Raw genomic sequence first — 21555 nt, 5'->3', positions numbered from 1 at the left:
AGGATGGCGAAACTTGCGGGCCTCGCCATCCAATCAGAGCTTATCGTTCAAGCCATTCCACCAGCGATGCGAGGCAATCGCGGGCAAGCAGTTTGGAGCGTTCCGGGCTCCAGCCCTGCGCCGTGTCGGGCAGGTCGTCATTATCCTTGAACGGCATTTCCAGCGTCATGGAGCAAGCGCCAAAGCGTTCCGCCAACTGGTTGGTGCTCATCGAGAGATTGGCTGTTCCCTTGGCGGCGATGCTATAACCCTTGGCGGTCTGGAAATCGGGTGTGCGGCGTTCAAGAATGCTGCGATAGGCTGCATAGGCGTCGCCCTGTTCTTCGCTCCAGCTTGGGATGCCTTCAAAACCGGCGAGGAAAACGGCAGCAATCGCTTCATCGCCATGAACATCCATGGCGAAATCGACGCCAGTTTTGTCCATCGCATTGCGAATGGCGAGCACTTCGGGGGATTTCTCAGCCGTGGGATTGTCCCATTCGCGATTGAGATTGACCCCCTTGGCATTGGTGCGAAGATGGCCACGGCATGAGCCGTCCGGGTTGCAATTGGGCACGATGTGGAGCTGGCATTTCTGGCGCAGAGTGCGGCCCACCGGGTCGGCCGGATCACACAGCACTTCCAGCGCGCCTTCCATCCACCATTCGGCCATACTTTCACCCGGATGCTGCCGGGCATAGAGCCACACTTTGGTGTCGCCTTCACCCATGGTGAGGCAATCAATCGGCTGGCCTTCAAAGGTGGTGCCAAGCTGGCTGTAGGACACGCCTTCGGTGGCGGCGACTTCGGCCACCAGATCGTGATGGCGTTCCATCGAATAGGGCGCGAAATAGGCAAACCACGCGATGTCACTTGCAGGCGCATAGCGGATGGTGAGCGTACCGCCGTTTTCATTGGCATCGTAAGAACTGGAAGCGCGGCCCCAATAATCGCGGTCTTCCGAAACGCAGGCCTGGTAATCGGGCCAGCCTTGGGGATAGGCTGATTCTTCGAGATTGACGATCTTCAGCACCAGTTCGCGGCCTTCAGCGCCAGTGACACGGAAATGGAACCACTGGTTGAAATCGCTATCCTTATCCTTGCGGATTTTCAGCGTGGCTTCAGCGCCATTGATGGAAACAACGTCGATATTGCCGCTGTCAAAAGCGGCATTGATGGAAATATTGGTCATTTTACCTCGATAGTTTCACCGGACACGCCGGGGAAGTCCTTGAAGATGGCTTGCGCCAGTTTTGTGGCTGCTGGTCCCGCATTGGCAAATTCGCTCTTTTCTTCGGCGACAAAATCCGCCCGGCCTTCCCACAAGGGCTCACCGTTGCGTTTGTCCTTGATGGTAATGCCAAGCTTTGTGCTAATGCGCGCCTGCGGCTTGCCGGAGAGATCCAGCCCGATGCCAAGGCCAAGCCCTGAGCCATAAGAACCGGTCGATCCGCCCACGCCCACATTGACGGGGGAGCCATTTTTCTGCGGCTGGTCCACAAACCGCTCAATCCGCACCTGCGCGATCTGCAAGGCAGCACCTTCATCGACAATGCGATAGCCAAGCGCTGCCAGCTCCTGTTCAATCGGCGCGACATAGTTGCGGAAGGCAAGCTGGTCCATGGTGCGGCCTGGAGCCGGCACCACAGCAATAGTGCCTTGTCCCAATTGCGCTTCATTTTTCCCCACGAATCGCGTCACCTCAACAGGCGAAACATAGGTGGTGGAGCAGCCTGCCAGCAGCAAAGCTGGCGCGAACAGGGCGAGAGAGCGAAAAGTGTTCATGGGCTTGCAACGCATGGGCACTATTCGGGTTGCATCAAGGAAGTGAATACGACAGCTATTGTTCACGCGCTGCGTTCCTTATTCTATCTTCATTGTCCGGATTATTCTCACATGACTGTCATGGATGCGACCCGTAAATGCCCCGTGCTTGTTACTGGCGGTGCAGGTTATATTGGCAGTCATGCCGTGCTGGCGCTGAAAGATGCGGGCTGGCCGGTGGCGGTGATCGATAATCTGACCACTGGTTTTCGCTTTGCCATCCCGGATGGGGTGCCGCTTTATGAAGGCGATATTGAAGATAGTGCGCTGCTGGCACGGATTTTTGCCGAACAGGGCACGCAGGCGATCATGCATTTTGCAGGGTCCATCGTGGTGCCGGAATCGGTGGAAGACCCGCTCAAATATTATCACAACAATACGGTGAAGAGCCGGGCATTGATTGAAGCGGCAGTGAAGGGCGGCCTCAAACACTTTATCTTCAGTTCAACAGCGGCGACGTATGGCATTCCAGAAGAATCGCCGGTCACGGAAGACACGCCCAAGCAGCCGATCAACCCTTACGGCTGGTCAAAGTTGATGACCGAACAGATGCTGGCGGACACGGCAGCGGCCCATCCGATCAATTATTGCGCCTTGCGTTATTTCAATGTCGCAGGCGCTGATCCTGAAGCGCGCAGTGGGCAATCGACGGCTGGCGCGACGCATCTTATCAAGGTGGCGGTGGAAGCTGCGCTGGGTAAGCGCGAAAGCGTTGGCGTGTTTGGCACGGATTACGACACGCCCGATGGCACCGGCGTGCGCGATTATATACATGTGAGCGATCTTGCTGCCGCTCACGTGCTGGCGCTGGAGAAGCTGATCGCTGATTCCACCGAATCCATGACGATGAATTGCGGCTATGGCCGGGGCTTCTCTGTGCTCGAAGTGCTGGATGCGGTGGACCGGACGACCAACCGCACGATTACGCGTGTGATGGCTCCGCGCCGGGCAGGCGACCCTGATTCGCTTATTTCTGACAATCGGCGTATCAAGCAGGTGCTTCCATGGCAGCCACAGCATGCTGATCTGGACGAAATTATTACCCATGCGCTGGCGTGGGAACGGAAACTGACCGAAATTCGTAACGAAACTTGACTCGCAGATGCGCTCGGCTTAACGAGCGCGCCTGAATTGATGGCATCGGGGCTATCCCCGGTGCCCAAATTTTATTGGAAAGCCGCCAAGATGAAGATTCGTAACAGCCTCAAGTCGCTGAAGAACCGCCACCGCGATTGCCGCGTCATCCGTCGTCGCGGCCGGACCTATGTGATCAACAAGACAAACCGTCGCTTCAAAGCGCGTCAGGGCTAATCATTCCCTGACCATGCAGCAGGGCCACAAGCTCTGCATGCAATGGTGTTTGCGAATGGCCTGTTCATCCATCTGCCCCGCAGCGTATCATGCGTTAAGGGCAGATGGGTGAACGGGCTTTTTGCATGGGTTTTTGAAAAGCAAGAGAGAAGGCGCTGCCATGGATAATGCGGATCGAACGATCAAAGCCCCGATCAAAGCTGTGGTGTTTGATGTGGGCAAGGTCCTGATCCGTTGGGACATGCGCCTGCTGTTTGCCAAATTGATTCGTGATCCGGCAGAGCTGGACTGGTTTCTGGCCAATGTCGTGACTGAAGAATGGCATTTTGAACATGATGCCGGGCGTGAACTGGCGGAGATGGTAGCGGAAAAGAAGCTCCAGTTCCCTGATCATGCCCATATTATCGAAGCCTATGCCACGCGCTTTCTCGAAACCATTCCCGGCCACATCCCCGGCACGCATGAATTGGTGGAGCGATTGGCCGCGCGGGATGTGCCGCTTTACGCGCTGACCAATTTTGCCGTGCCTTTCTGGGCGGAATTTCGCCCCACAGAACCAATCTTCGATCATTTCCGCGACATTGTGGTGTCGGGGCAAGAGAAGATGGCCAAGCCCGATCCGGCGATTTACGCACTGTCAGAAGAGCGTTTTGGCTATCCGGGGCATGAATTGCTCTTCATTGATGACAATCCGGCCAATATTAAAGCGGCGCGCGAATGTGGCTGGAATGCCCATCATTTCCATGACGCCAAAAGCCTTGAAGCGGATTTGAAAGCTTACGGCCTGCTCGATTGATCGTGCTTCAGGCGCGGGGCGGTTGGCGGCGATAGCTCAGCGCTTCGGCAATATGCACCCGCGCTATCTGCTCGGCCCCTGCCAGATCGGCAATGGTGCGGGCGACGCGCAACATGCGGGTGTAGCCCCGCGCGGATAGTTTCATCGCTTCGGCAGCTTGCAGCAAAAGCTGGCGGCCCGCGTCGTCCGGCGTGGCGAAACGCTCCAGATAATCGCCCTCCAGCTCGGCATTGCTGCGCATGGTGGTGCCGTGGAGCCGCTCGGTCTGAATGGAACGTGCAGCGCAGACCCGGCGCTTCACTTGCGCGGAGCCTTCCTTGGGTGGCGGCAAGGCCAGATCCACTGCCCGCACCGGATCAACATCAACATGCAGGTCGATTCGGTCGAGCAGTGGGCCGGAAACCTTGCTTTGATAATCGGCGGCACAGCGCGGGGCGCGGGAACAGGCGAGCGCCGCATCGCCTAAATGGCCGCAACGGCATGGGTTCATGGCTGCAATCAACTGTACGCGGGCGGGGTAAGTGACATGGGCATTGGCGCGCGCCACGCTGACTTCCCCTGTTTCCAGCGGCTGGCGCAGTGAATCGAGCGCGGCACGCTGAAATTCGGGCAATTCGTCGAGAAACAGCACACCCAGATGCGCCATGCTGACTTCACCGGGGCGCACTTTCAAACCTCCGCCCGTCAGTGCGGCGATGGAAGCGGAATGATGCGGTGCGCGGAATGGGCGCGTGCGGCTGATACGGCCATTTTCCAACAAGCCGGCGACAGATGCCACCATGGAACTTTCCAGCGCTTCGACGGGGGTGAGTTCGGGCAAAATTCCGGGGAGGCAGGCCGCCAGCAGGCTTTTGCCAGCACCGGGTGGGCCGGACATCAGCAGATTATGCGAACCTGCGGCGGCAATCTCCAGCGCACGGCGGGCGGTTTCCTGACCTTTCACCTGCTTGAGGTCTGGCCCCTTATATTCTGTGATCGCTTCCCCGGGTTGCGGGTCGGGCAGACGCTGCGTGCCTTTCAAATGATTGAGCAGGCTCACCAGATCAGGCGCGGCGAGGATGGGGACACCGCTCGCCCAGCGTGCCTCGGAGCCTTGGGAGGCGGGGCAGATCAGGCCCTTTTCCATTTCGCTGGCATGAAGCGCGGCGAGCAGGACACCGGGGGAAGGGGCGATCCGTCCGTCGAGCGATAATTCACCCACTACCACCCAATCGGCCAATTGCTCAGCATCGGTCACGCCCATCGCGGCCAGCAATGCCAGTGCCACGGCCAGATCATAATGCGAGCCTTCCTTGGGCAGATCAGCCGGAGAAAGGTTAATGACGATTCGCTTAGGGGGCAGGGCCAGCCCCATGGAGGCAAGGGCGGATTGTACCCGCTCGCGGCTTTCGCCCACGGCTTTATCCGGCAGGCCAACAATGGCGAATCGCGGCAGTCCGGGGGCGATCTGGCACTGAACCTCCACCCGGCGCGCTTCGAGCCCGAGATAAGCGACCGTGCTGACCAAAGCTACCACACTACCCCCTCGCTCCATTCCGCCATATCGCAGCATTTCTGCGCCTCACGATGGCAAATGGTTAAGATTGGGTAACCCTATTCCTTGTGAAAGGGGCAGGTCTATTCCTGTAAATGTCCCATTATGGTTCGATTTACTGCTCTTCTTGCTTGTTTCGCGGCTTTGGTGGCTACGCCCGCCTATGCTGAAACGGCGTATGAAGCGGCTGCTTACAACCAGACCACCATCACCGGCAGTGCCTATCGCTATAATGGCCCCTCGGTTCAAAGGATCGAGCATGAAGCGATTGCCCGGTTTGGCCCGTTCCGGGTGCTGGACGAACATCGCGTGGCTCTGCTCGACATTACGGACGAGCGCACACCGGGCCAATTCGCCGCAATGATGCAGGCTTTCCCTGAACTGGAGGTGCTGGAAATGGTCGAGTGCCCCGGCACGTTCGACGATCATGCCAATCTGCGTCTGGGCCGCCTGATTCGCGCGGCTGGCCTTGCAACACATGTTCCTGCTGATGGCTCAGTTCGTTCGGGCGCTGTGGAATTGTTTTTCTCAGGCGTTACCCGTCGAATCGATAATGGCGCAGAATTTGCGGTTCACGCATGGCTCGATGATTCTGGCCGTGAAGCTACCTCTTACGCAGCCACATCGCCTGAAAACCTCAAATATCTTGCCTATTATAAGGAAATGGGTTTTGACGCTGAACAGGCCAAAGCATTCTATGCGATGACCAATTCGGTTGCCCATGAAGATGCCCTGTGGCTGGATGCGCAGGATATGCGCCGCTGGACACAGGCTGCAAATTCGGCACCACGGCTTGCATATCTTGACTTGAGCGCGCTGCTTCAGTAAGCGCGCGTTTCTATTCGAAGGCCGTCTTTACGGGCGGCCCTTTTCTTTTGTGTTTCGCATCGGGCGGAACACTCTGACAGAATTTTTGAGGATTGAGACGATGAAGCGCACTTTTCAGCCGAGTAACCTCGTGCGCAAGCGCCGCCACGGTTTCCGCGCCCGTAAAGCCACTGTTGGTGGCCGCAAGGTTCTGCGTGCCCGTCGCGCTCGTGGCCGCAAGAAACTCTCTGCCTGAGGGCGAACAGCCCTCCCGGAAAATCGCGGTGCTCACGCGCCGCGCCGATTTTCTTGCTGCTAACCGGGGCTTGCGAGTCGCACGTCCCGGTTTTGTGTTGCTTGCTTTCCCCAACAATGGGCAGGGCAAGCGCTATGGCATTACTGTCACCAAGAAGATCGGCAATGCCGTTGTCCGCAATCGGATGAAACGGCGGTTTCGTGAATTGCTGCGTGATTCGCTGGCTACAGAAGGGCTTGAGAATCACGATCATGTGATGATCGGCCGGGCGGGCGGTGTCGAACGTGACTTTGCCAAAATGCGTGATGAATTGAGCGTAGCGCTTGATCGGGCACGTAAAGGTAAAGGCGATCCGCCATCGCGTGGCGGCGGCAGGCGTAGCAAAGGCGGCGGCCGGGGCCGTGGTTCAGACAACCGGAAAGTGCCATGATCGGGCGGATATTGATCCTTATTGCCCGGATTTGGCAGCTCGGCCCGTCGCGCATTTTGCCGCCCACATGCCGCTATGCACCCTCCTGTAGTGAGTATGCCATTCAGGCAATCGCAAAATATGGGGCAATCAAGGGTGGATGGTTGGCCCTTAAGCGGTTATTGCGCTGCCACCCCTGGGGGGGACATGGCTATGATCCGGTGCCGTGATAACCGGCGTGGCCTTATGTTGACCAAGTCTTTTAAGGCCAGAATCTAGGGATTATCCGTGGACAATCAGCGTAATCTTATCCTTGCAGTCGTGCTGAGCGCTGTGGTGCTGTTCGGTTGGGACTTTGCCGTCGGCAAGCTCTACCCAGAACCCGCGCAAGTATCGCAGAGCGATGCTTTAGCGAGCGCACCCGTCAGCAATGTCGCGTCAGACGAAAAAGACAAATCTGTTCGCCATACGCGTGAAGGCGGCCTGACAGACCCAACCGAAATTGCTGAAGAGGCAAAGGATCTCAAGACCGTTCTGGCTTCAAAGGACCGGATCAAGATTGATGCGCCTGAAGTGGCCGGTTCGATCAATCCCGTTGGCGCGCGCCTTGATGATGTGTTGCTGAAAACGCATCGCCAGACGGTTGCCAAGGACAGCGGCCCGGTTCGCCTCTTTTCCCCCGCCGGAACGCCCGCGCAGCAATTTGCGCAGTTCGGCTGGATCGGTGACGGCGTGAAGCTGCCCAATGCACAAACGGTCTGGACGGCTGACAGCAAAGTACTGACCCACGAAAAGCCTGTGACGCTGAGCTGGGACAATGGTGAAGGCCAGACTTTCCGCGTGCGTTTCTCGATTGATGACCATTACATGCTCGATGTGAAGCAGATGGTGGTCAACCGTGGCACGGGGGCGATTGTTGTTCAGCCTTACAGCTTCATCAACCGCACCAGCCGCACGGCGAGCCAGGACACGTGGAACGTGCATTCCGGCCCGATCGGCGCGTTTGATGACGCGGTGAACTTCAGCAATAATTACAGCGATGTTGCCGAGAGCGGCACAATATCTGTTCCGGGTGAAACCGAATGGATCGGCTTCACCGATATTTACTGGCTTTCCGCCCTTATCCCGCAGGAAGGTGCCTCCACGCGATCTGACTTCCGTTCGCTCGGCAATGATAAATTCCGCGCTGACGTGATCTACGATCCGGTGACGGTGAACCCCGGCAAGCAGTTCACACGCGATACGCAGCTTTTCGTGGGCGCGAAGGAAAGCGATGTTCTGGATGCCTATCAGGATCAGGGCATTTCGAATTTTGGTCTGGCGATTGACTGGGGCTGGTTCCGCTGGTTCGAACGCCCGATCTTCCTCCTGCTAAAGAAGATTTACGGTCTGGTCGGCAATTTCGGCGTGGCCATCATTCTGCTGACCGTGATCATTCGCGGTCTGATGTTCCCGGTTGCCCAGCGCCAGTTCAAGTCCATGGCGTCGATGCGGGCCGTCCAGCCGAAGATGAAAGTCATCCAGGAACGCTATAAGGACGATAAGCAGAAGCAGCAGCAGGAGATCATGAAGCTCTATAAGGAAGAGGGCGTCAATCCGCTGGCGGGCTGTTTGCCGCTGGTGTTGCAGATCCCGATCTTCTTTGCGCTTTACAAGACTCTGCTGCTGGCGATCGAAATGCGCCACAAGCCCTTTATCTTGTGGATTCACGATCTTTCCGCACCTGATCCGGCAACCATTCTCAACCTGTTCGGCCTGTTGCCCTTCACGCCGCCAAGCTTCCTGGCGATTGGTGTGCTGGCGTTGCTGCTGGGCATCACCATGTTCCTGCAATTCAAGCTCAATCCGAGCGCGCAGGACCCTGTGCAACAGCAGATGTTCATGATTATGCCATGGGTGCTGATGTTTGTGATGGCGCCATTTGCGGCAGGTCTGCTGCTGTACTGGATTACCTCCAACTGCCTGACACTGGCGCAGCAGCGTTACCTTTATTCCAAGCATCCGCAGCTCAAGGCTCAGGCCGAGGCTGCCAAGAGCAAGTCCAAGGACTGACCATCACGTGAGCGAGCAAGATCAGGATCTGATTGAAGAAGCGCGCAAGCTGTTTTCCGGGCGGGTAGATTTTCTTCTATCCGCCCCGCAGCTGCAATTTCTTCCTGAGCCGGAATATCCCGAAGTGGCCTTTGCAGGCCGCTCCAATGTCGGGAAAAGTTCGCTCATCAATGCGCTGACCGGGCGCAAATCCATCGCGCGCGCTTCGGTGACACCGGGGCGGACGCAGGAATTGAACTTCTTCGAAATCGGCACACCGACCCAGTTCCGCTTTATCGATATGCCGGGCTATGGCTTTGCCAAGGCTCCGGTGAAGGTCGTCGAAAAGTGGAAGAAGCTGGTGCGCGATTATCTGCGCGGCCGGGTGGTGCTCAAGCGGACCCTCGTGCTCATCGATTCCCGCCATGGGCTGAAGCCGGTGGATTTAGAAATGATGGAGATGCTCGATCAGGCGGCGGTTGGCTATCGTCTGGTGCTGACCAAGGCTGACAAGATCAAGGCAGAAGAACTGGAAGCAACCCGCGCTGCGGTGGAAGCCGCTTCGCGTAAGCATCCAGCCTGTTTCCCACAGCTGCACGTCACTTCGGCGGAAAAGGGCATGGGCATTGCAGAGCTGCGCGCGGCGGTTCTGGCCGATAGCCGCCTATAAGAGTTTCCCCTTCGCCCTCGACACGGCGCGGCAGACTGATTAGGCCGCAGGTTAAGTTGAAGGGACGAGCATGAAGCTTATTATCGGCAATAAGAATTATTCCAGCTGGTCATTGCGTGGCTGGCTGGCGGCGAAGCAATCGGGCCTCCCTTTCGAAGAATTGAAAGTCAGCCTTTACGGGGAAGATTGGGAAGCGGCCAAGCGCGAGCAAGGCGAATTCCTTCCATCCTCCGGCAAAGTGCCGATCCTGTGGGATGGCGAAGCGGTCATTTGGGACAGCCTCGCCATTATGGATTATCTGGCTGACAAGGTCGGGCGCGATCGCTTCTGGCCCAAGGAAGACGCGGCACGCGGTATGGCCCGTGCGATGGTGTCTGAAATGCACAGTTCCTATCTTGCCTTGCGCCGGCAATGCCCGATGAACATCCGGCGGCGGGTGCCCGGCATTATGCTGAGCGAAGAAACCAAGAGCGATATCGTCCGTATTCTCGGCCTCTGGGCTGAAGCACGGGCGCGGTTCGGCAATGGCGGTCCTTTCCTGTTCGGCACTTTCGGCGCGGCGGACATTTTTTATGCCCCCATCGTCAGCCGTTTCCTCACCTATGGCATCGGCGTGCCCGGTTTTGCGCAAAGCTATATGCAGGCTGTATGGGAACATGACTGGCTGCAAAGCTGGATCAAATCCGCTGAGGATGAAGACTGGATCATCGAACAGTTCGAGGTGAAAGCCTGAGCATGACACAGACGCTCTCGGCTCTCGCCATCGCGGAAAAACTGCTGGCATGTGAAAGCATCACTCCGGCTGTCGGTCCGGTGTTCGATTGTCTGGCGGGCTTGCTCGAACCGCTGGGCTTTACCTGCCATCGTTTCATTGTGGGCGAAGCGCCTGATGGCCCGGTGGAAAACTGCTTTGCCATCCGCAAAGGGCCGGAGGGTTCACCCCATTTTGCCTTTGCCGGTCATTTGGACGTTGTCCCTCCGGGCGAAGGGTGGACCAGCGCGCCTTTCCTGCCGGAACGGCGGGGCGAATTGCTCTATGGCCGTGGCGCGGTCGATATGAAGGGCTCCATCGCTTCGATGATCGCGGCGGTGCAGGACATTCCGGCAGAGGCTGGCACGATCAGCTTTATCATTACGGGCGATGAAGAAGGCCCGGCCATCTATGGCACACGCGCGCTGATCGATCTGATCCGCCAATTGGGTGAAGAGCCCGATCTGTGCCTGGTGGGGGAGCCGACATCAGTGAACCGGCTTGGCGATATGATGAAAGTGGGGCGGCGCGGTTCGGTCAATATCTTCCTCGAAGTGGAAGGTGTGCAGGGCCATGTAGCTTATCCGCATCTGGCCGATAATCCCGTGCCCAAACTGGTAGCGATGCTGGCTGAACTGGACGGGCTGCATCTGGATGATGGCACCGAGTGGTTCCAGCCATCCAATCTCGAAATCACGGAAATCGAAGTCGGTAATCCGGCGCATAATGTCATCCCCGCAAAGGCCAAAGCGCGCATTTCGATCCGCTTTAACGATCTGCATACCGGCAAGGCGCTGGGCGATCAGGTCATCGCCATTGCAAAGAAGCATGGCGGCACGGCACAACCCGTTATTTCAGGCGAATCCTTCCTCACTCCGCCGGGTGATTTTTCGCAGATGATTGCCGATGCTGTGGAAGCGGAATTGGGCGTGGTGCCAGAAGCCTCCACCAGCGGCGGCACATCGGATGCGCGGTTCCTCAAAGATCTGTGTCCGGTGATAGAATTTGGCCTCGTCAATGCGACGATGCACAAGCGCGATGAAGCTGTGGCGGTGGACGATCTGGAAGCGCTGGCGCGGATCTATCGCCGGGTCACGCTGGCAGCGCTGGCGTAAGGCTATTTCAGCTTCACCGGCACAAAATCGCTGAGACCGCAGGTTACACCGAGATTATTGCCGTTCTGAAGCACCGTAATCGTATCGGTGTTGCACAGGCTGTTGATATTGGTGCTGTAGGTAAAGGCCCGGTTGAAGCCGAGGCCGGGGCAGCGATTGCTGAGCGTGTTGCGATAGGTCTTGCCGCCGCGCATGGTGAAATCGATCGTGTAATCATCATAGACAGTGGAGCGATCGATCCGGGAGCTATCGATACAGCTTACCGCTTCGCCAACCACAGTGGCGGGCGGTGCCTTGATATTCGGTTCGCTTTCCACTGCGTTCTGACATCCGGTGAGCGCCAGCAGTGCAGTGGCACCAAGGAACAGAGGTGTTTTGAGCATAGGCATCGGCAAGGCTCCTCTCATAGATCCAGTGCCCCCGCCAAAGGAAGCCCGGTCAACTCGCGGTGAGTTTAGCCTTTTTAGGATTTTCCAGCACCTTTTTTCTAAAGGAGCATAATTCCACTTCCGGGCAGCGCCAGCATTCCGGGCTGCGGGCCTTGCAGGTATAGCGGCCCAGCAGGATCAGCCAGTGATGGGCATCACGGCGGAAGGGCTGGGGCACGCGCTTTTCCAGCTTAGCTTCCACCTGTTCGGGCGTTTTGCCCTTGGCCAGCCCGGTGCGATTGCCGACGCGAAAAACATGGGTATCCACCGCGAAGGTTTCTGCCCCAAAGGCGCAATTCATCACGACATTGGCGGTCTTGCGGCCGACGCCGGGTAGCTCCACCAGCGCATCACGGTTCTGCGGCACTTCGCTGCCGTGATGGGCAATCAATTGTTCGGACAGGGCGATGACATTCTTCGCCTTGGAATTGAACAGGCCGATGGTTTTGATGTGGGCTTTCAGCCCTTCTTCCCCCAGCGCGACCATCTCTTCAGGCGTTTTCACCTTGGCAAACAGGGCACGGGTGGCCTTGTTGACCCCGGCGTCTGTCGCTTGCGCGGATAGCACCACCGCCACCAGCAATTGATAGACATTGCCAAATTCCAGCTCCGTTTCCGGCGCGGGGTTGAGTTCGGCCAGCAGGCGGAAGAATTCGAAGATCTGGTCTTTCGTCACAATCCCAGCACCTGCGCCATTGTGTAACGCCCGGCAGGCTTACCGATCAGCCAGTTTGCCCCCTTCACCGCGCCATTGGCAAAGATCATGCGGTTTTCCGCTGAATGGGAGAGGGTGATGCGTTCCTGCTCGCCTGCGAACAGCACCGAATGATCCCCTGCCACGGTGCCACCGCGCAAGGCGGCAAAGCCAATCGCGCCCTGCTGGCGCTTGCCAGTATGCCCGTCACGCCCGCTTTCGGTGTTCTCGGACAGAGCAATATCGCGCCCTTTGGCTGCGGCTTCACCCAGCAGCAAAGCCGTACCGGATGGGGCATCGACCTTCATCCGGTGGTGCATTTCAACGATTTCAATGTCCCAATCATCGCCCAGACGGCTGGCGGCTTCTTCAACCAGATGGGCGAGCAGCGTCACACCAAGCGAGGTATTGCCGGTTTGCAGCACGGCAATGTCCCTGGCCGCATCGTCAATCAGCGCATGATGGTTATCATCAAAGCCGGTTGTTCCAATCAGGATAGGGATTTGGGCGGTGCGGGCTGCGGCCAGATTGGCGGCAAGTGCGTCGGGCGAGGAGAAATCCACCAGCGCATCGCTCTTCGCGGCGAGCGCTGCCACATCGCCATCCCGGTCCACCCCGCCAGCCAGAACACATCCCGCCGCCTCAATAGCCTGCGCGAGGGCTTGCCCCATGCGGCCCTGACTGCCGATAATTCCGATTGTGATGCCCGATTGTGTCATTGCATGTCCTTCCTTGCGCGTGCTTCATGGGGGACATGAGCAATATCCGCAATATCGTGATCCTCACCGGAGCCGGAATCAGCGCCGAAAGCGGCATCGACACTTTTCGCGGGGGTGGGGGCCTGTGGGAAAATCACCGGGTGGAAGATGTGGCTACACCTGAAGCCTTTGCCCGCGATCCTGATCTGGTGCACCGCTTCTATGATGCACGGCGCGCGGCAATTCAGCAGGTGGAGCCCAATGCTGCCCATTATGCGCTGGCGCGGCTTGATGCCGAATGGGAGGGCAATCTGCTGATCGTTACGCAGAATGTGGATGATCTGCATGAACGGGCCGGGGCGAGCCGTGTGCTGCATATGCATGGGGAGCACCTTTCTGCATGGTGCCAGTCATGCGATGCGCGGCACCATTGGCGCGGGCCGCTGATCGATCGCCCCGCCTGCCCGGAATGCTCGGCTGAAACCCTGCGCCCCGATATCGTCTGGTTTGGCGAAATGCCCTATCGGATGGAGGAGATATATGCTGCGGTGAGCGAAGCGGATCTGTTTGTCTCTATCGGCACATCGGGTGCAGTCTATCCCGCGGCGGGTCTGGTGCAGGAAGCGGCAGCACAAGGCGCGCAAACGGTGGAACTCAATCTGGAACGCAGCCAGGGCTCCCATTTCTTCGATGTCACCCGGCTTGGCCCGGCAGGCCAGTTGGTGCCCGCATGGGTGGAAGAAATGCTGGCCAGCGCGCGCTAGGTTCCGCGTGCGCCGGCCTTATGGCTGCTATTCATTCTGCGCCAGCGCATCTTCATAGAAAGCGGCTGCACGATAGAAACACAGCGCCGCCACAATCGGGGTGAAGGCAATCACCAGCATGGAATAGCGAATCGCATGATCGCCCAATGCCGGGTGGAGCGCATCATTCAATATGCCAACGGCCGTGGGGCCGACGATATTGCCGATCAGGCCAGCACCCAGCAGGATGACCGAGATCGCCAAAGCGCGTCTGCGGCTGTTCACCACATTGACAACGGCAGCATAGATCGGCCCCTGATGGATCAGGGTGAAGAAGCTCGCCGCGGCAAATCCGGCGACCCATATGGTCTTGTTATCTCCCAGCAGGAAGAGCGCTTCTGCCGGGCCGACAGCGGCACAGGCCAGTGCCGGAATGGTGATGCGCCAGCTCAGCCGGTCACGCCGCAAACGGTCCACGATGAAGCCGCCTGCCAAGACACCGATAGCCCCCAGAATGCCGCGCGACGGGCCGATAACAGCCGATGCTTCGGCCATGCCCATATTGTGCACACGGGCAAAGAAGGTGGGGGTCCATGCGCCTGCCGCCCAGACATTCGCGCCCATGAAAGTGACGCCGGCAAACATCCAGACGAAACAGCGATTGGCGAACAGGGCCTTGAGGTCCTGCATGATGGAGGCGGAGGGCTTGAAGCTTTTGCCACTTGGTCCGGCGGTGCGCCTGGGTTCACGCACGGTGAGCAGGAAGAGGATCGCAATTGCCACTCCCGGCAGACCCGCTGCGATAAACATCTTACGCCAGCCATGATGTTCTGTAATCCAGCCCGCCAGTGGAAAGAACAGGGCAAAGGACAGGGTTGGCGCAAGGCCATAAAAAGCAAGGGCAAGGGGCCGCCTGCCTGCCGGGAAGTAATCCGCCAGCATCGAGTTGGATGGCGCGGCGCCGCAGGATTCCCCGGCTCCCATGATGAAACGGGCCATGGCAAGCTGCCAGATATTGCTGACGAAGCCAGTGAAGGCAGTCATCAGGCTCCATACTGCAAGGCCCGCTGCGATGATGTTGCGGCGGTTATATCGATCTGCCACCCACGCTACCGGAACGCCCAGCAGGGAATAGACGACGACAAAGGCCAGACCGGAAATCAGCCCGAGCACCGTGTCCGATACATGCATTTCCTGTTTGATCGCTGGCATGGCAAGCCCCAGCAGCGACCGGTCCAGATAGTTGAAGGTTGAAATCAGGGTGAGGATGATGAGCGGCCAGGTGGCTTTCCAGGGCCAGGGCTCTTGCCGCTCCTGTGACATAGCCCTCATAGCCGTGACGCCCGTGTTTCCTTGGTGGTCATGAATTCGAGCAGCGCAGGCTGACCGCGCTCGGTCGCTTCGATCCCGCGCCGGATGGCGGCGCGAATATCCGCCGGGTCTGTGATCCGTTCTCCATAGCCGCCAAGCGCTTTGGCAAAATCCGCATAATGGCCGGAAATATCGGTGGAGCGGAATTTCTCCGTGGCTGCGGGCATTTGCGGCAATTCGATCGCCATGGAATGGTTATTCAGCAGGATCGAGAGGATCGGCAGGTTTTCGCGAACTGCGGTTTCAAAATCCATGCCGGTGAAGCCGATCGCGGCATCACCCCACACATTGATGCACAATTTGTCAGGGCAGGCGAGCTTCGCACCCATCGCCAGGCCTAGGCCATAGCCGAGCTGGGTGCTCTTGCCCCAGCCCAGATAGGTGAGCGGCTGAGTGGTTTTCCAGTAAGGGGTCAATTGATCACGCGGGCTACCAGCGTCATGGGTGATGATCGTGTTCGCAACATCCACTTCCTGCTGGAGATCCCATAGCACGCGATAGGGCGAAATGGGCGCATCTTCACTGGTGAGAAGGGGAAGCCATTCACTCAACCATTCACGTTCTACCTTTGCAATTTCAGCCGCCACCGGGCCGGGATCACGGGGGGAGGGGATCAATGCGCGGCAGGCTTCCACCAGCATGGAGAGGGTGAGGGCTGCATCGCCCTGCAAAGCCAGTTCGCAAATCACCTTCTTGTTGAAGTCAGCCGGATCAAGCGTGGCGTGGATGACCCTCTTCCCCTCCGGCATGGAGACGCCAAAATCGGTTTGGGCAAAGCTGCAACCAATGCCGAAGATGACATCCGAATGGTTGAGGAAATGGCGCAATTGCCCCGGAATGGCGGCTCCGCCAGACCCCAGCGCAAGGGCATGGGTTTCATCAAATGCGCTTTTGCCCTCCAAGGTGGTGGAGACAGGAGCCGCCAGCAATTCGGCCAACTCGCGCAAAGGGGCATAGGCATTGGCCCAGTGGACACCTTGCCCGGCGTGGATCACCGGACGCTTGGCTTCTACCAGCATCCTGGCTGCTTGACGGATGGCATCCGGATCGGGTGCGCTGCGGGTCGAGATGACGGGCGTGTAATCCAGCGTTTCGCCAAACTCTTCGCGAAGCACATCCCGCGGCATTTCCACAATCACCGGGCGCAACCGGCCATTGCGAAGCTGGGTAAAGGCGCGGCGCATGATGTTCGACGTTTCAGACGCCAGCGTGATGGGTTCAGCATGTTTGGACACATCCCGCATCGAGATGCAGGCGTTATAATTGTCCGGCACATGCGCAATTCTGCGATCATAACCTTGCGGCAGAACGAGGACCGGCACGCTTTCGGAATAGGCCTGTGCCACCCCGCCATAAGCGTTTTCGGTCCCCGGACCATGCTGCATGGCAAAGATCCCCATGCGTTTGCCCCGTGTCAGGCGTGACAGGGCGTCAGCCATATGCACACCCGTGCGTTCTTGCCGCACGATAACGGGGCGTATGCCCAGCTCCGCAGCGGTTTCGAGCACGGCGTTGCGCGGATAGCCGAAGATGACATCCACGCCTTCGCGCTGGAGTATCTCGGCAATGGCGGAACTGACTTTCATAACTGGCTTTCCATCCCTTATGGCCGCCTTTCCGACGGCTCTGGTTTCATCTTCACGCGTGTTGGTCCGGCACTTTAGTCTTTGGGACCAAGCGGCCTTTCGCCCACCACCGTCGTGCGAATGAGATGGCGTTTCTCATATTTGAAATCATGCACCCCGCGGTGGAGTGAGAAGCGGTTATCCCACACGATGAGCGTGTCTTTCTTCCACTTCACCCGGCAATGAAAATGAAGCTGCTGGGCGAGGGACTGGATATAGTCGAGCAGAGCCTTGCTCTCATCTTCGGTCCAGCCGACGAAATGTTTGAAATAGGCGCGAGTAGCGAACACGGCCTTGCGCCCGGTCCGGGGGTGGACACGCACGGCGGGATGGATGTTGGTCAGCTCGTCCTCAGTGAAATCATGGCTTTCGCGCAGACGCAGCCGTTTATCAGGCGCGAGCTTTTCGTTTTTCGACCAGATATCGGCCCCGGAATAGACCACTTCCAGCCCGTCGAGCAGGGTCTTCATCGCATCGGACAGGCTTTCATAGATCAGATAAGCGTTGGAAAAGGCCGTGTCGCCACCCCAGCGCGGAACGTCGAGCGCCCGCATCACAATGCACAGTGGGGGCTGGCGCAGGAATGGGCTGTCGGTGTGGAAATGTTCGAAAGACGGAACCACATTTTCCGGCTCATTCGCTTCGCGGCGCACTTCCTGCATATCGCGATTGCCGTCATAGATCGGGGCTTGAGGCAATTCAGTCAGCGCTCCGAAATAGTTCGAGAAAGCCCGATGCTGATCGGGGGTCAGATCCTGATCGCGAAAGACGATGACCAGAAAATGTTCAAACGCCAGCATCACTTCAGCCAGAGTTTCTTCATCCAATGGTTCGCGAAGATCCACACCGGAAATTTCGCATCCACATGCACCGCTGATTGGTTCAACGCCGATACGCTTGAACTCCGGCATAGGGCGGCCGGCCACAATCGGCACATGAGAGGTGATAGCATTCATAACATAGCACTTTCATTTAAAGTGCCGGGAGCGGTGTGCCAGGCAAGCCAGTGCGGCGTACGCTCCCGGCCGGGGATCAGAAGCGACGTTTGACAGTGATGGCAAAGGTACGCGGTTCGCCGGGCGAACCCTGCACCGAATTGGTGGAACCGCGATTGTCGAACACATCGGTATAATAGAGCTTGTCTGTCAGGTTTTTCCCTTCCAGTGCCAGCATCCATGCACCGTCTTCAGTTTCGTAAGTGATGCGCGCGTTGAGAAGTGTGCGGCCTTTGACCTCGCCAAAGATGTCCTTGCCACCAGTGGCTGCATCGACATTGTTGGAATTGCGGTTGAACGTATCGTCATGATTGACATCAATGCGCGGGGTCAGCATTCCGGCTTTGCCGAGATCGATCTGATATTGCGCACCAATGTTCCACTGCCATGGCATGACATATTGGCCCTTGTCCTCCAGGCCGACACCTGACGCGACAGCCAACTCGCTCATCTTGGTATATTTGAAATTGAGATAGGCGAGCGATGCATCAATCAGCAGCCCATCCACGGGGTTCAGTGATGCTTCCACTTCGAACCCTTTGACGGTCGCTTTGCCGGCATTGATTGGTAAAGCGCAAGGATTGCGAGGGATGACGCCCTCCGGGCAGGTGGTGACGGACACCAGAATGTCATTATACTTATTGATGAAGCCGCTGACATTGAAGCGCATCATCCGGTCAAACAATTCGCTCTTGAAACCGGCTTCATAAGCGGTGAGCGTTTCGGGCTGATGCGGAATCGCCTGACTGGGGGTGAAGGGGCGCTGATTGGCCCCGCCACCTTTGAAGCCAGTGGAAATCTGGGCATAGGTCATCAGCCTGTCTGTCCAGCTATATTGGATCACCGCGCGATAATCGACATGGTCGCCCTTGAAGGTGCTTTCCACACCGTCCAGCCCGGCAATGGCGGGGGGCGGAGCGCCACCGAGGTCCGACCCCGGAATCCCGCCACGACCATATTTGAAGGTCTTCTTCATATCGGTGTAGCGGATGCCGCCCCCCACGGTCAGGCGGTCGGTCAACGCCACATCGGCATTGGCAAAGGCGGCCCATGTGGTGGAAGGGACGATGTTGTTTTCCATGAACATCAGCGTTGCCAAAGTGACGCGCGAGATATTCTGGCTGCGCTTGTGGAGATACATGCCTCCCACGGTCACATTCACAATATCAGCGAATTGCCCCGAGAGGCGCACTTCCTGGCTGAACTGATGGTTGTAAATGTCATTGGCGACCTGACCCGGTGTGAACGGCGTGCTGTCACCTGACGAGAACACGCCATCATAATCGCGATAGGCCGTGATCGAGGTGAGAGCGAGATTGTCGGCCAGCGTAACATTGAGATTGGCTGACAGGCCCCAATTGTTGACCGCTGATTTCAGCGGTGCCTGCCAGGGGGCTGATCCATCCCGTGGATCAAGATCGATATAGGTTTCGTAAGAGACATAGGGGCTCTTGGAAAAGCTATCGAGCGCGAAATTGCCATAGGGCGAATAGGTAATGAATTGCGATCCCTGCGCCGTGCCAAGGGGAATGCCATTGAGGAAATAGGCGGCGCCGCCTGATGATCCGGTCACTTCCTTGCCCGGAGGCGCGGCTTGTCCAACATAGAGCAGCGTCGATGCGCCGACTTCGCTGTCATCGCGGGTAATGTCGCCAACAATGTCGAGTGAAACCCGGTCTGTCGGCTCCCAGCGCAAGGCCAGCCTGCCTGCGGTATAGTCTCGCCCGCCTTCGGTGCCCAGTTTGCAACTGTCGGTATTGGTGACGACGGAGGGGATACCGCTATCCGGATGGGTGCAGCCATAATCATAGCGGGTTACGAAACCATCGCGCTTGACCGATGCACCGGACACCCGTGCGAAGAGCTTATCTGTGACCGCAAAATCCCCGGCGGCCTTCACTTCAAGCCGATCATAGCTGCCATAGGTCAGTTCAGCAAAGCCGCCGCCTTGCCCATCTGGTTTTTTGGAATAGAGCTTGATCGCCCCGCCGATGGAATTCATCCCCGCCAGCGTGCCCTGCGGTCCGCGCAGAATTTCCACCCGTTCGAGATCCAGCAAACCCAGCATCGAACCGTGCACGGTCGAGAGGTAAACATCATCGACATAGACGCCGACGCCCGGTTCCAGCGCGAAGCTCGAATCGCGCTGACCCACGCCGCGGATATAGGCCACCATGGCCGGGCCATAGGTCGCAGGGCTTTGACGCAAGGTTACATTGGGCGCTTGTGCGCCGACATCTTCAATGCTCGTTTGACCCCGCGCTTCGAGCATGTCGCCTGTCACCGCCGTAATGGCGAGTGGTGTATCCTGAAGGTTTTGTTCGCGAAATTGGGCGGTGACAACAATTTGCTGTGCGTCAGGTGAAGAGGCTTCCGCAGCCGCAAGGCTGTCGGCCTCTTGCGCCATGGCGGTCGGGGCCATGGCTGAAACTATAAGTGCAAAAGCAGAAGTAGATCCTCGAATCCATGCATGATCGTGCCGCATGTCCATCTCCCATATAATCCCGCTCTGTATGGCAGGTGGATCTATTCAATCCGGGAGCACGCTAACTATCAAGCAGATTCCATATTCCGAAAGATTAATTCCATTATACGGAAATTATGTGCGGATAGTTTACGGGAAATCACAAGTGTTTTGGTGTGGCGGTGCGGATCAGCTGTAAGCGATGGCGGCCAATTCGCTGATATGCTGAGCGGCCTCAAGCGTGGCAATCGCCAGATCATCCTCAAGATGGCGCTGATATCGGTTGGAAGGCATGGTTACGCCAATGCAACCCAGCACTTCGCCATTGGAGCCGAAAATGGGGCTGGCAATGCCTGCAATATCATTCTCCGGATCGTAGAAACGTGAGTAATGTTGCTGGCGAATCTGATCGAGATCGGCTTCAATTAGTGCACGGGGCGATCGCGGCTTGCCGCTGAGTGGACCAAACTTGGCCTCACGAATAACCGCTTCTATTTCCCCGGCTGGCAGAAAGGCGAGAATGGCACGGCCCAAAGCGCCCCACGGCAAAGAGATTTCTCTGCCTGCTTCCACGGTAAAGCGCAAAGGGTGTGGCGTGGCGATGGTATCGGCAATCACAGCATTGCGGTTGACCGGGCTATAGGCGCACAACACCGCTGTTTCCCGCCACTTTTCCACCAGATCGTCGAGAAAGGGTCGGGCGCTGCGGATGAGGTCGAACTTGGCCACCAATTGCGATGCCATGCGGTGTAATTCGCGCCCCGGCCGATAAAGCTGGCCTGTCCCGCGCTCCACAAATCCGGCCTGCATCAGCTCTTTTAACAAGCGATGCACCGTGCTGGCCGGCAATTGCGCGCGTTCGGCCAGCGCACTGAGCGAAAAGACATGCGGGCCAGTGGCGATAAGCTTCAGAAGATGAATCAGGCGGCCGGCGGAGCCGCTTGGCGCGTTGTTCACATATCTATCCTCTCTGGCAAAAAACCGGCGGGTGCTGTGGTTGTTCCACATTGCGATCGTTTCGCCGTTTTCAGCGTTGAGCATGTGCACATTTTAC

At 57.8% G+C, this 21555-nt stretch carries 22 protein-coding genes and 1 pseudogene; 12 read left to right on the top strand and 11 right to left on the bottom strand.

The features are described from left to right. Nucleotides 1-40 precede the first annotated feature (40 nt). Together GRI39_RS08730 and GRI39_RS08725 are read right to left on the bottom strand one after the other, a co-directional pair. A complete protein-coding gene (locus GRI39_RS08730; protein WP_160739341.1) occupies nt 41-1171 on the bottom strand; it encodes a M14 family metallopeptidase in 1131 nt (376 codons plus the stop codon). Continuing rightward, nucleotides 1168-1764, bottom strand: coding sequence for a DUF4136 domain-containing protein (locus GRI39_RS08725; RefSeq protein ID WP_246204998.1), 597 nt, complete (start codon nt 1762-1764; stop codon nt 1168-1170). Before GRI39_RS08725 ends, GRI39_RS08730 begins: the two co-directional genes overlap by 4 nt. A gap of 111 nt (nt 1765-1875) precedes the next feature. On the opposite strand from GRI39_RS08725, the gene galE reads away from it, so the two are divergent. The 3 genes from galE to GRI39_RS08710 all read left to right on the top strand — a co-directional run bounded on the left by galE (nt 1876) and on the right by GRI39_RS08710 (nt 3910). After that, on the top strand, nt 1876-2898 hold the full coding sequence (gene galE / locus GRI39_RS08720) for a UDP-glucose 4-epimerase GalE (protein ID WP_425482330.1): 1023 nt from the start codon (nt 1876-1878) through the stop codon (nt 2896-2898). 90 nt (nt 2899-2988) lie between these two features. Next, the gene (ykgO, locus tag GRI39_RS08715) at nt 2989-3114 is read left to right on the top strand and encodes a type B 50S ribosomal protein L36 (protein WP_007165381.1); all 126 of its coding nucleotides are present in this window, start codon (nt 2989-2991) and stop codon (nt 3112-3114) included. A 160-nt stretch (nt 3115-3274) separates the two neighbouring features. Continuing rightward, nucleotides 3275-3910 (top strand): HAD family hydrolase, encoded by a 636-nt coding sequence (locus GRI39_RS08710; protein ID WP_211371525.1) that lies wholly within the window; start codon nt 3275-3277, stop codon nt 3908-3910. A 7-nt stretch (nt 3911-3917) separates the two neighbouring features. On the opposite strand, the gene GRI39_RS08705 is transcribed toward GRI39_RS08710, so the two are convergent. Further along, nucleotides 3918-5426, bottom strand: coding sequence for a YifB family Mg chelatase-like AAA ATPase (locus GRI39_RS08705; RefSeq protein ID WP_160739707.1), 1509 nt, complete (start codon nt 5424-5426; stop codon nt 3918-3920). 165 nt (nt 5427-5591) lie between these two features. Here GRI39_RS08705 and GRI39_RS08700 point away from each other — a divergent pair, with 165 nt between their 5' ends. The 8 genes from GRI39_RS08700 to dapE all read left to right on the top strand — a co-directional run bounded on the left by GRI39_RS08700 (nt 5592) and on the right by dapE (nt 11483). Next, entirely contained in the window at nt 5592-6272 is a 681-nt protein-coding gene (locus tag GRI39_RS08700) for an alpha/beta hydrolase (RefSeq protein WP_160739340.1), read from the top strand. 100 nt (nt 6273-6372) lie between these two features. Then, nucleotides 6373-6507 carry a 50S ribosomal protein L34 gene (rpmH, locus tag GRI39_RS08695; RefSeq protein ID WP_120324153.1) on the top strand — a complete coding sequence of 45 codons (135 nt, stop codon included), beginning with the start codon at nt 6373-6375 and terminating at the stop codon, nt 6505-6507. 22 nt (nt 6508-6529) lie between these two features. Then, nucleotides 6530-6937, top strand: a complete 408-nt coding sequence (gene rnpA, locus GRI39_RS08690; RefSeq protein WP_160739706.1) for a ribonuclease P protein component — start codon at nt 6530-6532, stop codon at nt 6935-6937. Further along, the gene (yidD, locus tag GRI39_RS08685; RefSeq protein ID WP_160739339.1) at nt 6934-7146 is read left to right on the top strand and encodes a membrane protein insertion efficiency factor YidD; all 213 of its coding nucleotides are present in this window, start codon (nt 6934-6936) and stop codon (nt 7144-7146) included. The genes rnpA and yidD overlap by 4 nt, the downstream gene beginning before the upstream one ends. A 58-nt stretch (nt 7147-7204) precedes the next feature. Further along, nucleotides 7205-8968: a membrane protein insertase YidC gene (gene yidC / locus GRI39_RS08680; protein ID WP_160739338.1), complete on the top strand. Its 1764-nt coding sequence runs from the start codon at nt 7205-7207 to the stop codon at nt 8966-8968. 7 nt (nt 8969-8975) lie between these two features. Then, complete coding sequence (gene yihA, locus GRI39_RS08675; protein ID WP_160739337.1) at nt 8976-9617, top strand: ribosome biogenesis GTP-binding protein YihA/YsxC; 642 nt, start codon at nt 8976-8978, stop codon at nt 9615-9617. Between the two features lie 70 nt (nt 9618-9687). After that, on the top strand, nt 9688-10350 hold the full coding sequence (locus tag GRI39_RS08670) for a glutathione S-transferase family protein (RefSeq protein ID WP_160739336.1): 663 nt from the start codon (nt 9688-9690) through the stop codon (nt 10348-10350). A 2-nt stretch (nt 10351-10352) separates the two neighbouring features. Next, entirely contained in the window at nt 10353-11483 is a 1131-nt protein-coding gene (dapE, locus tag GRI39_RS08665; protein ID WP_160739335.1) for a succinyl-diaminopimelate desuccinylase, read from the top strand. A 2-nt stretch (nt 11484-11485) separates the two neighbouring features. Here dapE and GRI39_RS08660 read toward each other — a convergent pair whose 3' ends face one another. The 3 genes from GRI39_RS08660 to dapB are packed head-to-tail and all read right to left on the bottom strand — an operon-like array spanning nt 11486 to nt 13324. Continuing rightward, nucleotides 11486-11872, bottom strand: a complete 387-nt coding sequence (locus GRI39_RS08660; RefSeq protein ID WP_246204996.1) for a DUF6491 family protein — start codon at nt 11870-11872, stop codon at nt 11486-11488. Between the two features lie 49 nt (nt 11873-11921). Continuing rightward, nucleotides 11922-12587, bottom strand: a complete 666-nt coding sequence (gene nth, locus GRI39_RS08655; protein WP_160739334.1) for an endonuclease III — start codon at nt 12585-12587, stop codon at nt 11922-11924. Continuing rightward, a complete protein-coding gene (gene dapB, locus GRI39_RS08650) occupies nt 12584-13324 on the bottom strand; it encodes a 4-hydroxy-tetrahydrodipicolinate reductase (RefSeq protein ID WP_160739333.1) in 741 nt (246 codons plus the stop codon). Before dapB ends, nth begins: the two co-directional genes overlap by 4 nt. Nucleotides 13325-13359: 35 nt before the next feature. Between dapB and GRI39_RS08645 the strand changes: the two genes are divergently transcribed. Next, nucleotides 13360-14067 (top strand): NAD-dependent deacylase, encoded by a 708-nt coding sequence (locus tag GRI39_RS08645; protein ID WP_160739332.1) that lies wholly within the window; start codon nt 13360-13362, stop codon nt 14065-14067. A 27-nt stretch (nt 14068-14094) separates the two neighbouring features. Here the strand turns inward: GRI39_RS08645 and GRI39_RS08640 are convergent, their stop codons facing one another. The 5 genes and pseudogenes from GRI39_RS08640 to GRI39_RS08620 all read right to left on the bottom strand — a co-directional run bounded on the left by GRI39_RS08640 (nt 14095) and on the right by GRI39_RS08620 (nt 21542). Then, on the bottom strand, nt 14095-15378 hold the full coding sequence (locus tag GRI39_RS08640; protein WP_160739331.1) for a spinster family MFS transporter: 1284 nt from the start codon (nt 15376-15378) through the stop codon (nt 14095-14097). Continuing rightward, nucleotides 15375-17033, bottom strand: a pseudogene (locus GRI39_RS08635) (thiamine pyrophosphate-requiring protein); the annotation flags it as partial. The pseudogene GRI39_RS08635 and the gene GRI39_RS08640, both read right to left, overlap by 4 nt. A gap of 44 nt (nt 17034-17077) precedes the next feature. After that, complete coding sequence (locus GRI39_RS08630; RefSeq protein WP_160739329.1) at nt 17078-17998, bottom strand: TauD/TfdA dioxygenase family protein; 921 nt, start codon at nt 17996-17998, stop codon at nt 17078-17080. 76 nt (nt 17999-18074) lie between these two features. After that, nucleotides 18075-20459, bottom strand: a complete 2385-nt coding sequence (locus GRI39_RS08625) for a TonB-dependent receptor (protein WP_160739328.1) — start codon at nt 20457-20459, stop codon at nt 18075-18077. A gap of 231 nt (nt 20460-20690) precedes the next feature. Then, nucleotides 20691-21542: an IclR family transcriptional regulator gene (locus GRI39_RS08620; RefSeq protein WP_246205032.1), complete on the bottom strand. Its 852-nt coding sequence runs from the start codon at nt 21540-21542 to the stop codon at nt 20691-20693. Between the last annotated feature and the right edge of the window lie 13 nt (nt 21543-21555).

It is taken from the genome of Altericroceibacterium indicum (assembly GCF_009828105.1).
Taxonomy (GTDB): Bacteria; Pseudomonadota; Alphaproteobacteria; order Sphingomonadales; family Sphingomonadaceae; genus Altericroceibacterium; species Altericroceibacterium indicum.
This window is presented reverse-complemented; position numbering and strand designations above follow the sequence as displayed.

What these genes read in the sequence shown, in the direction of transcription:
- GRI39_RS08730 (WP_160739341.1), bottom strand. Translation starts at nt 1,171, where the DNA reads ATGACCAATATTTCCATCAATGCCGCTTTTGACAGCGGCAATATCGAC.
- GRI39_RS08725 (WP_246204998.1), bottom strand. Translation starts at nt 1,764, where the DNA reads ATGAACACTTTTCGCTCTCTCGCCCTGTTCGCGCCAGCTTTGCTGCTG.
- galE (WP_425482330.1), top strand. Translation starts at nt 1,876, where the DNA reads ATGACTGTCATGGATGCGACCCGTAAATGCCCCGTGCTTGTTACTGGC.
- ykgO (WP_007165381.1), top strand. Translation starts at nt 2,989, where the DNA reads ATGAAGATTCGTAACAGCCTCAAGTCGCTGAAGAACCGCCACCGCGAT.
- GRI39_RS08710 (WP_211371525.1), top strand. Translation starts at nt 3,275, where the DNA reads ATGGATAATGCGGATCGAACGATCAAAGCCCCGATCAAAGCTGTGGTG.
- rpmH (WP_120324153.1), top strand. Translation starts at nt 6,373, where the DNA reads ATGAAGCGCACTTTTCAGCCGAGTAACCTCGTGCGCAAGCGCCGCCAC.
- yidD (WP_160739339.1), top strand. Translation starts at nt 6,934, where the DNA reads ATGATCGGGCGGATATTGATCCTTATTGCCCGGATTTGGCAGCTCGGC.
- GRI39_RS08670 (WP_160739336.1), top strand. Translation starts at nt 9,688, where the DNA reads ATGAAGCTTATTATCGGCAATAAGAATTATTCCAGCTGGTCATTGCGT.
- dapE (WP_160739335.1), top strand. Translation starts at nt 10,353, where the DNA reads ATGACACAGACGCTCTCGGCTCTCGCCATCGCGGAAAAACTGCTGGCA.
- GRI39_RS08660 (WP_246204996.1), bottom strand. Translation starts at nt 11,872, where the DNA reads ATGCCTATGCTCAAAACACCTCTGTTCCTTGGTGCCACTGCACTGCTG.
- dapB (WP_160739333.1), bottom strand. Translation starts at nt 13,324, where the DNA reads ATGACACAATCGGGCATCACAATCGGAATTATCGGCAGTCAGGGCCGC.
- GRI39_RS08645 (WP_160739332.1), top strand. Translation starts at nt 13,360, where the DNA reads ATGAGCAATATCCGCAATATCGTGATCCTCACCGGAGCCGGAATCAGC.
- GRI39_RS08640 (WP_160739331.1), bottom strand. Translation starts at nt 15,378, where the DNA reads ATGAGGGCTATGTCACAGGAGCGGCAAGAGCCCTGGCCCTGGAAAGCC.
- GRI39_RS08630 (WP_160739329.1), bottom strand. Translation starts at nt 17,998, where the DNA reads ATGAATGCTATCACCTCTCATGTGCCGATTGTGGCCGGCCGCCCTATG.
- GRI39_RS08625 (WP_160739328.1), bottom strand. Translation starts at nt 20,459, where the DNA reads ATGGCCCCGACCGCCATGGCGCAAGAGGCCGACAGCCTTGCGGCTGCG.
- GRI39_RS08620 (WP_246205032.1), bottom strand. Translation starts at nt 21,542, where the DNA reads ATGCTCAACGCTGAAAACGGCGAAACGATCGCAATGTGGAACAACCAC.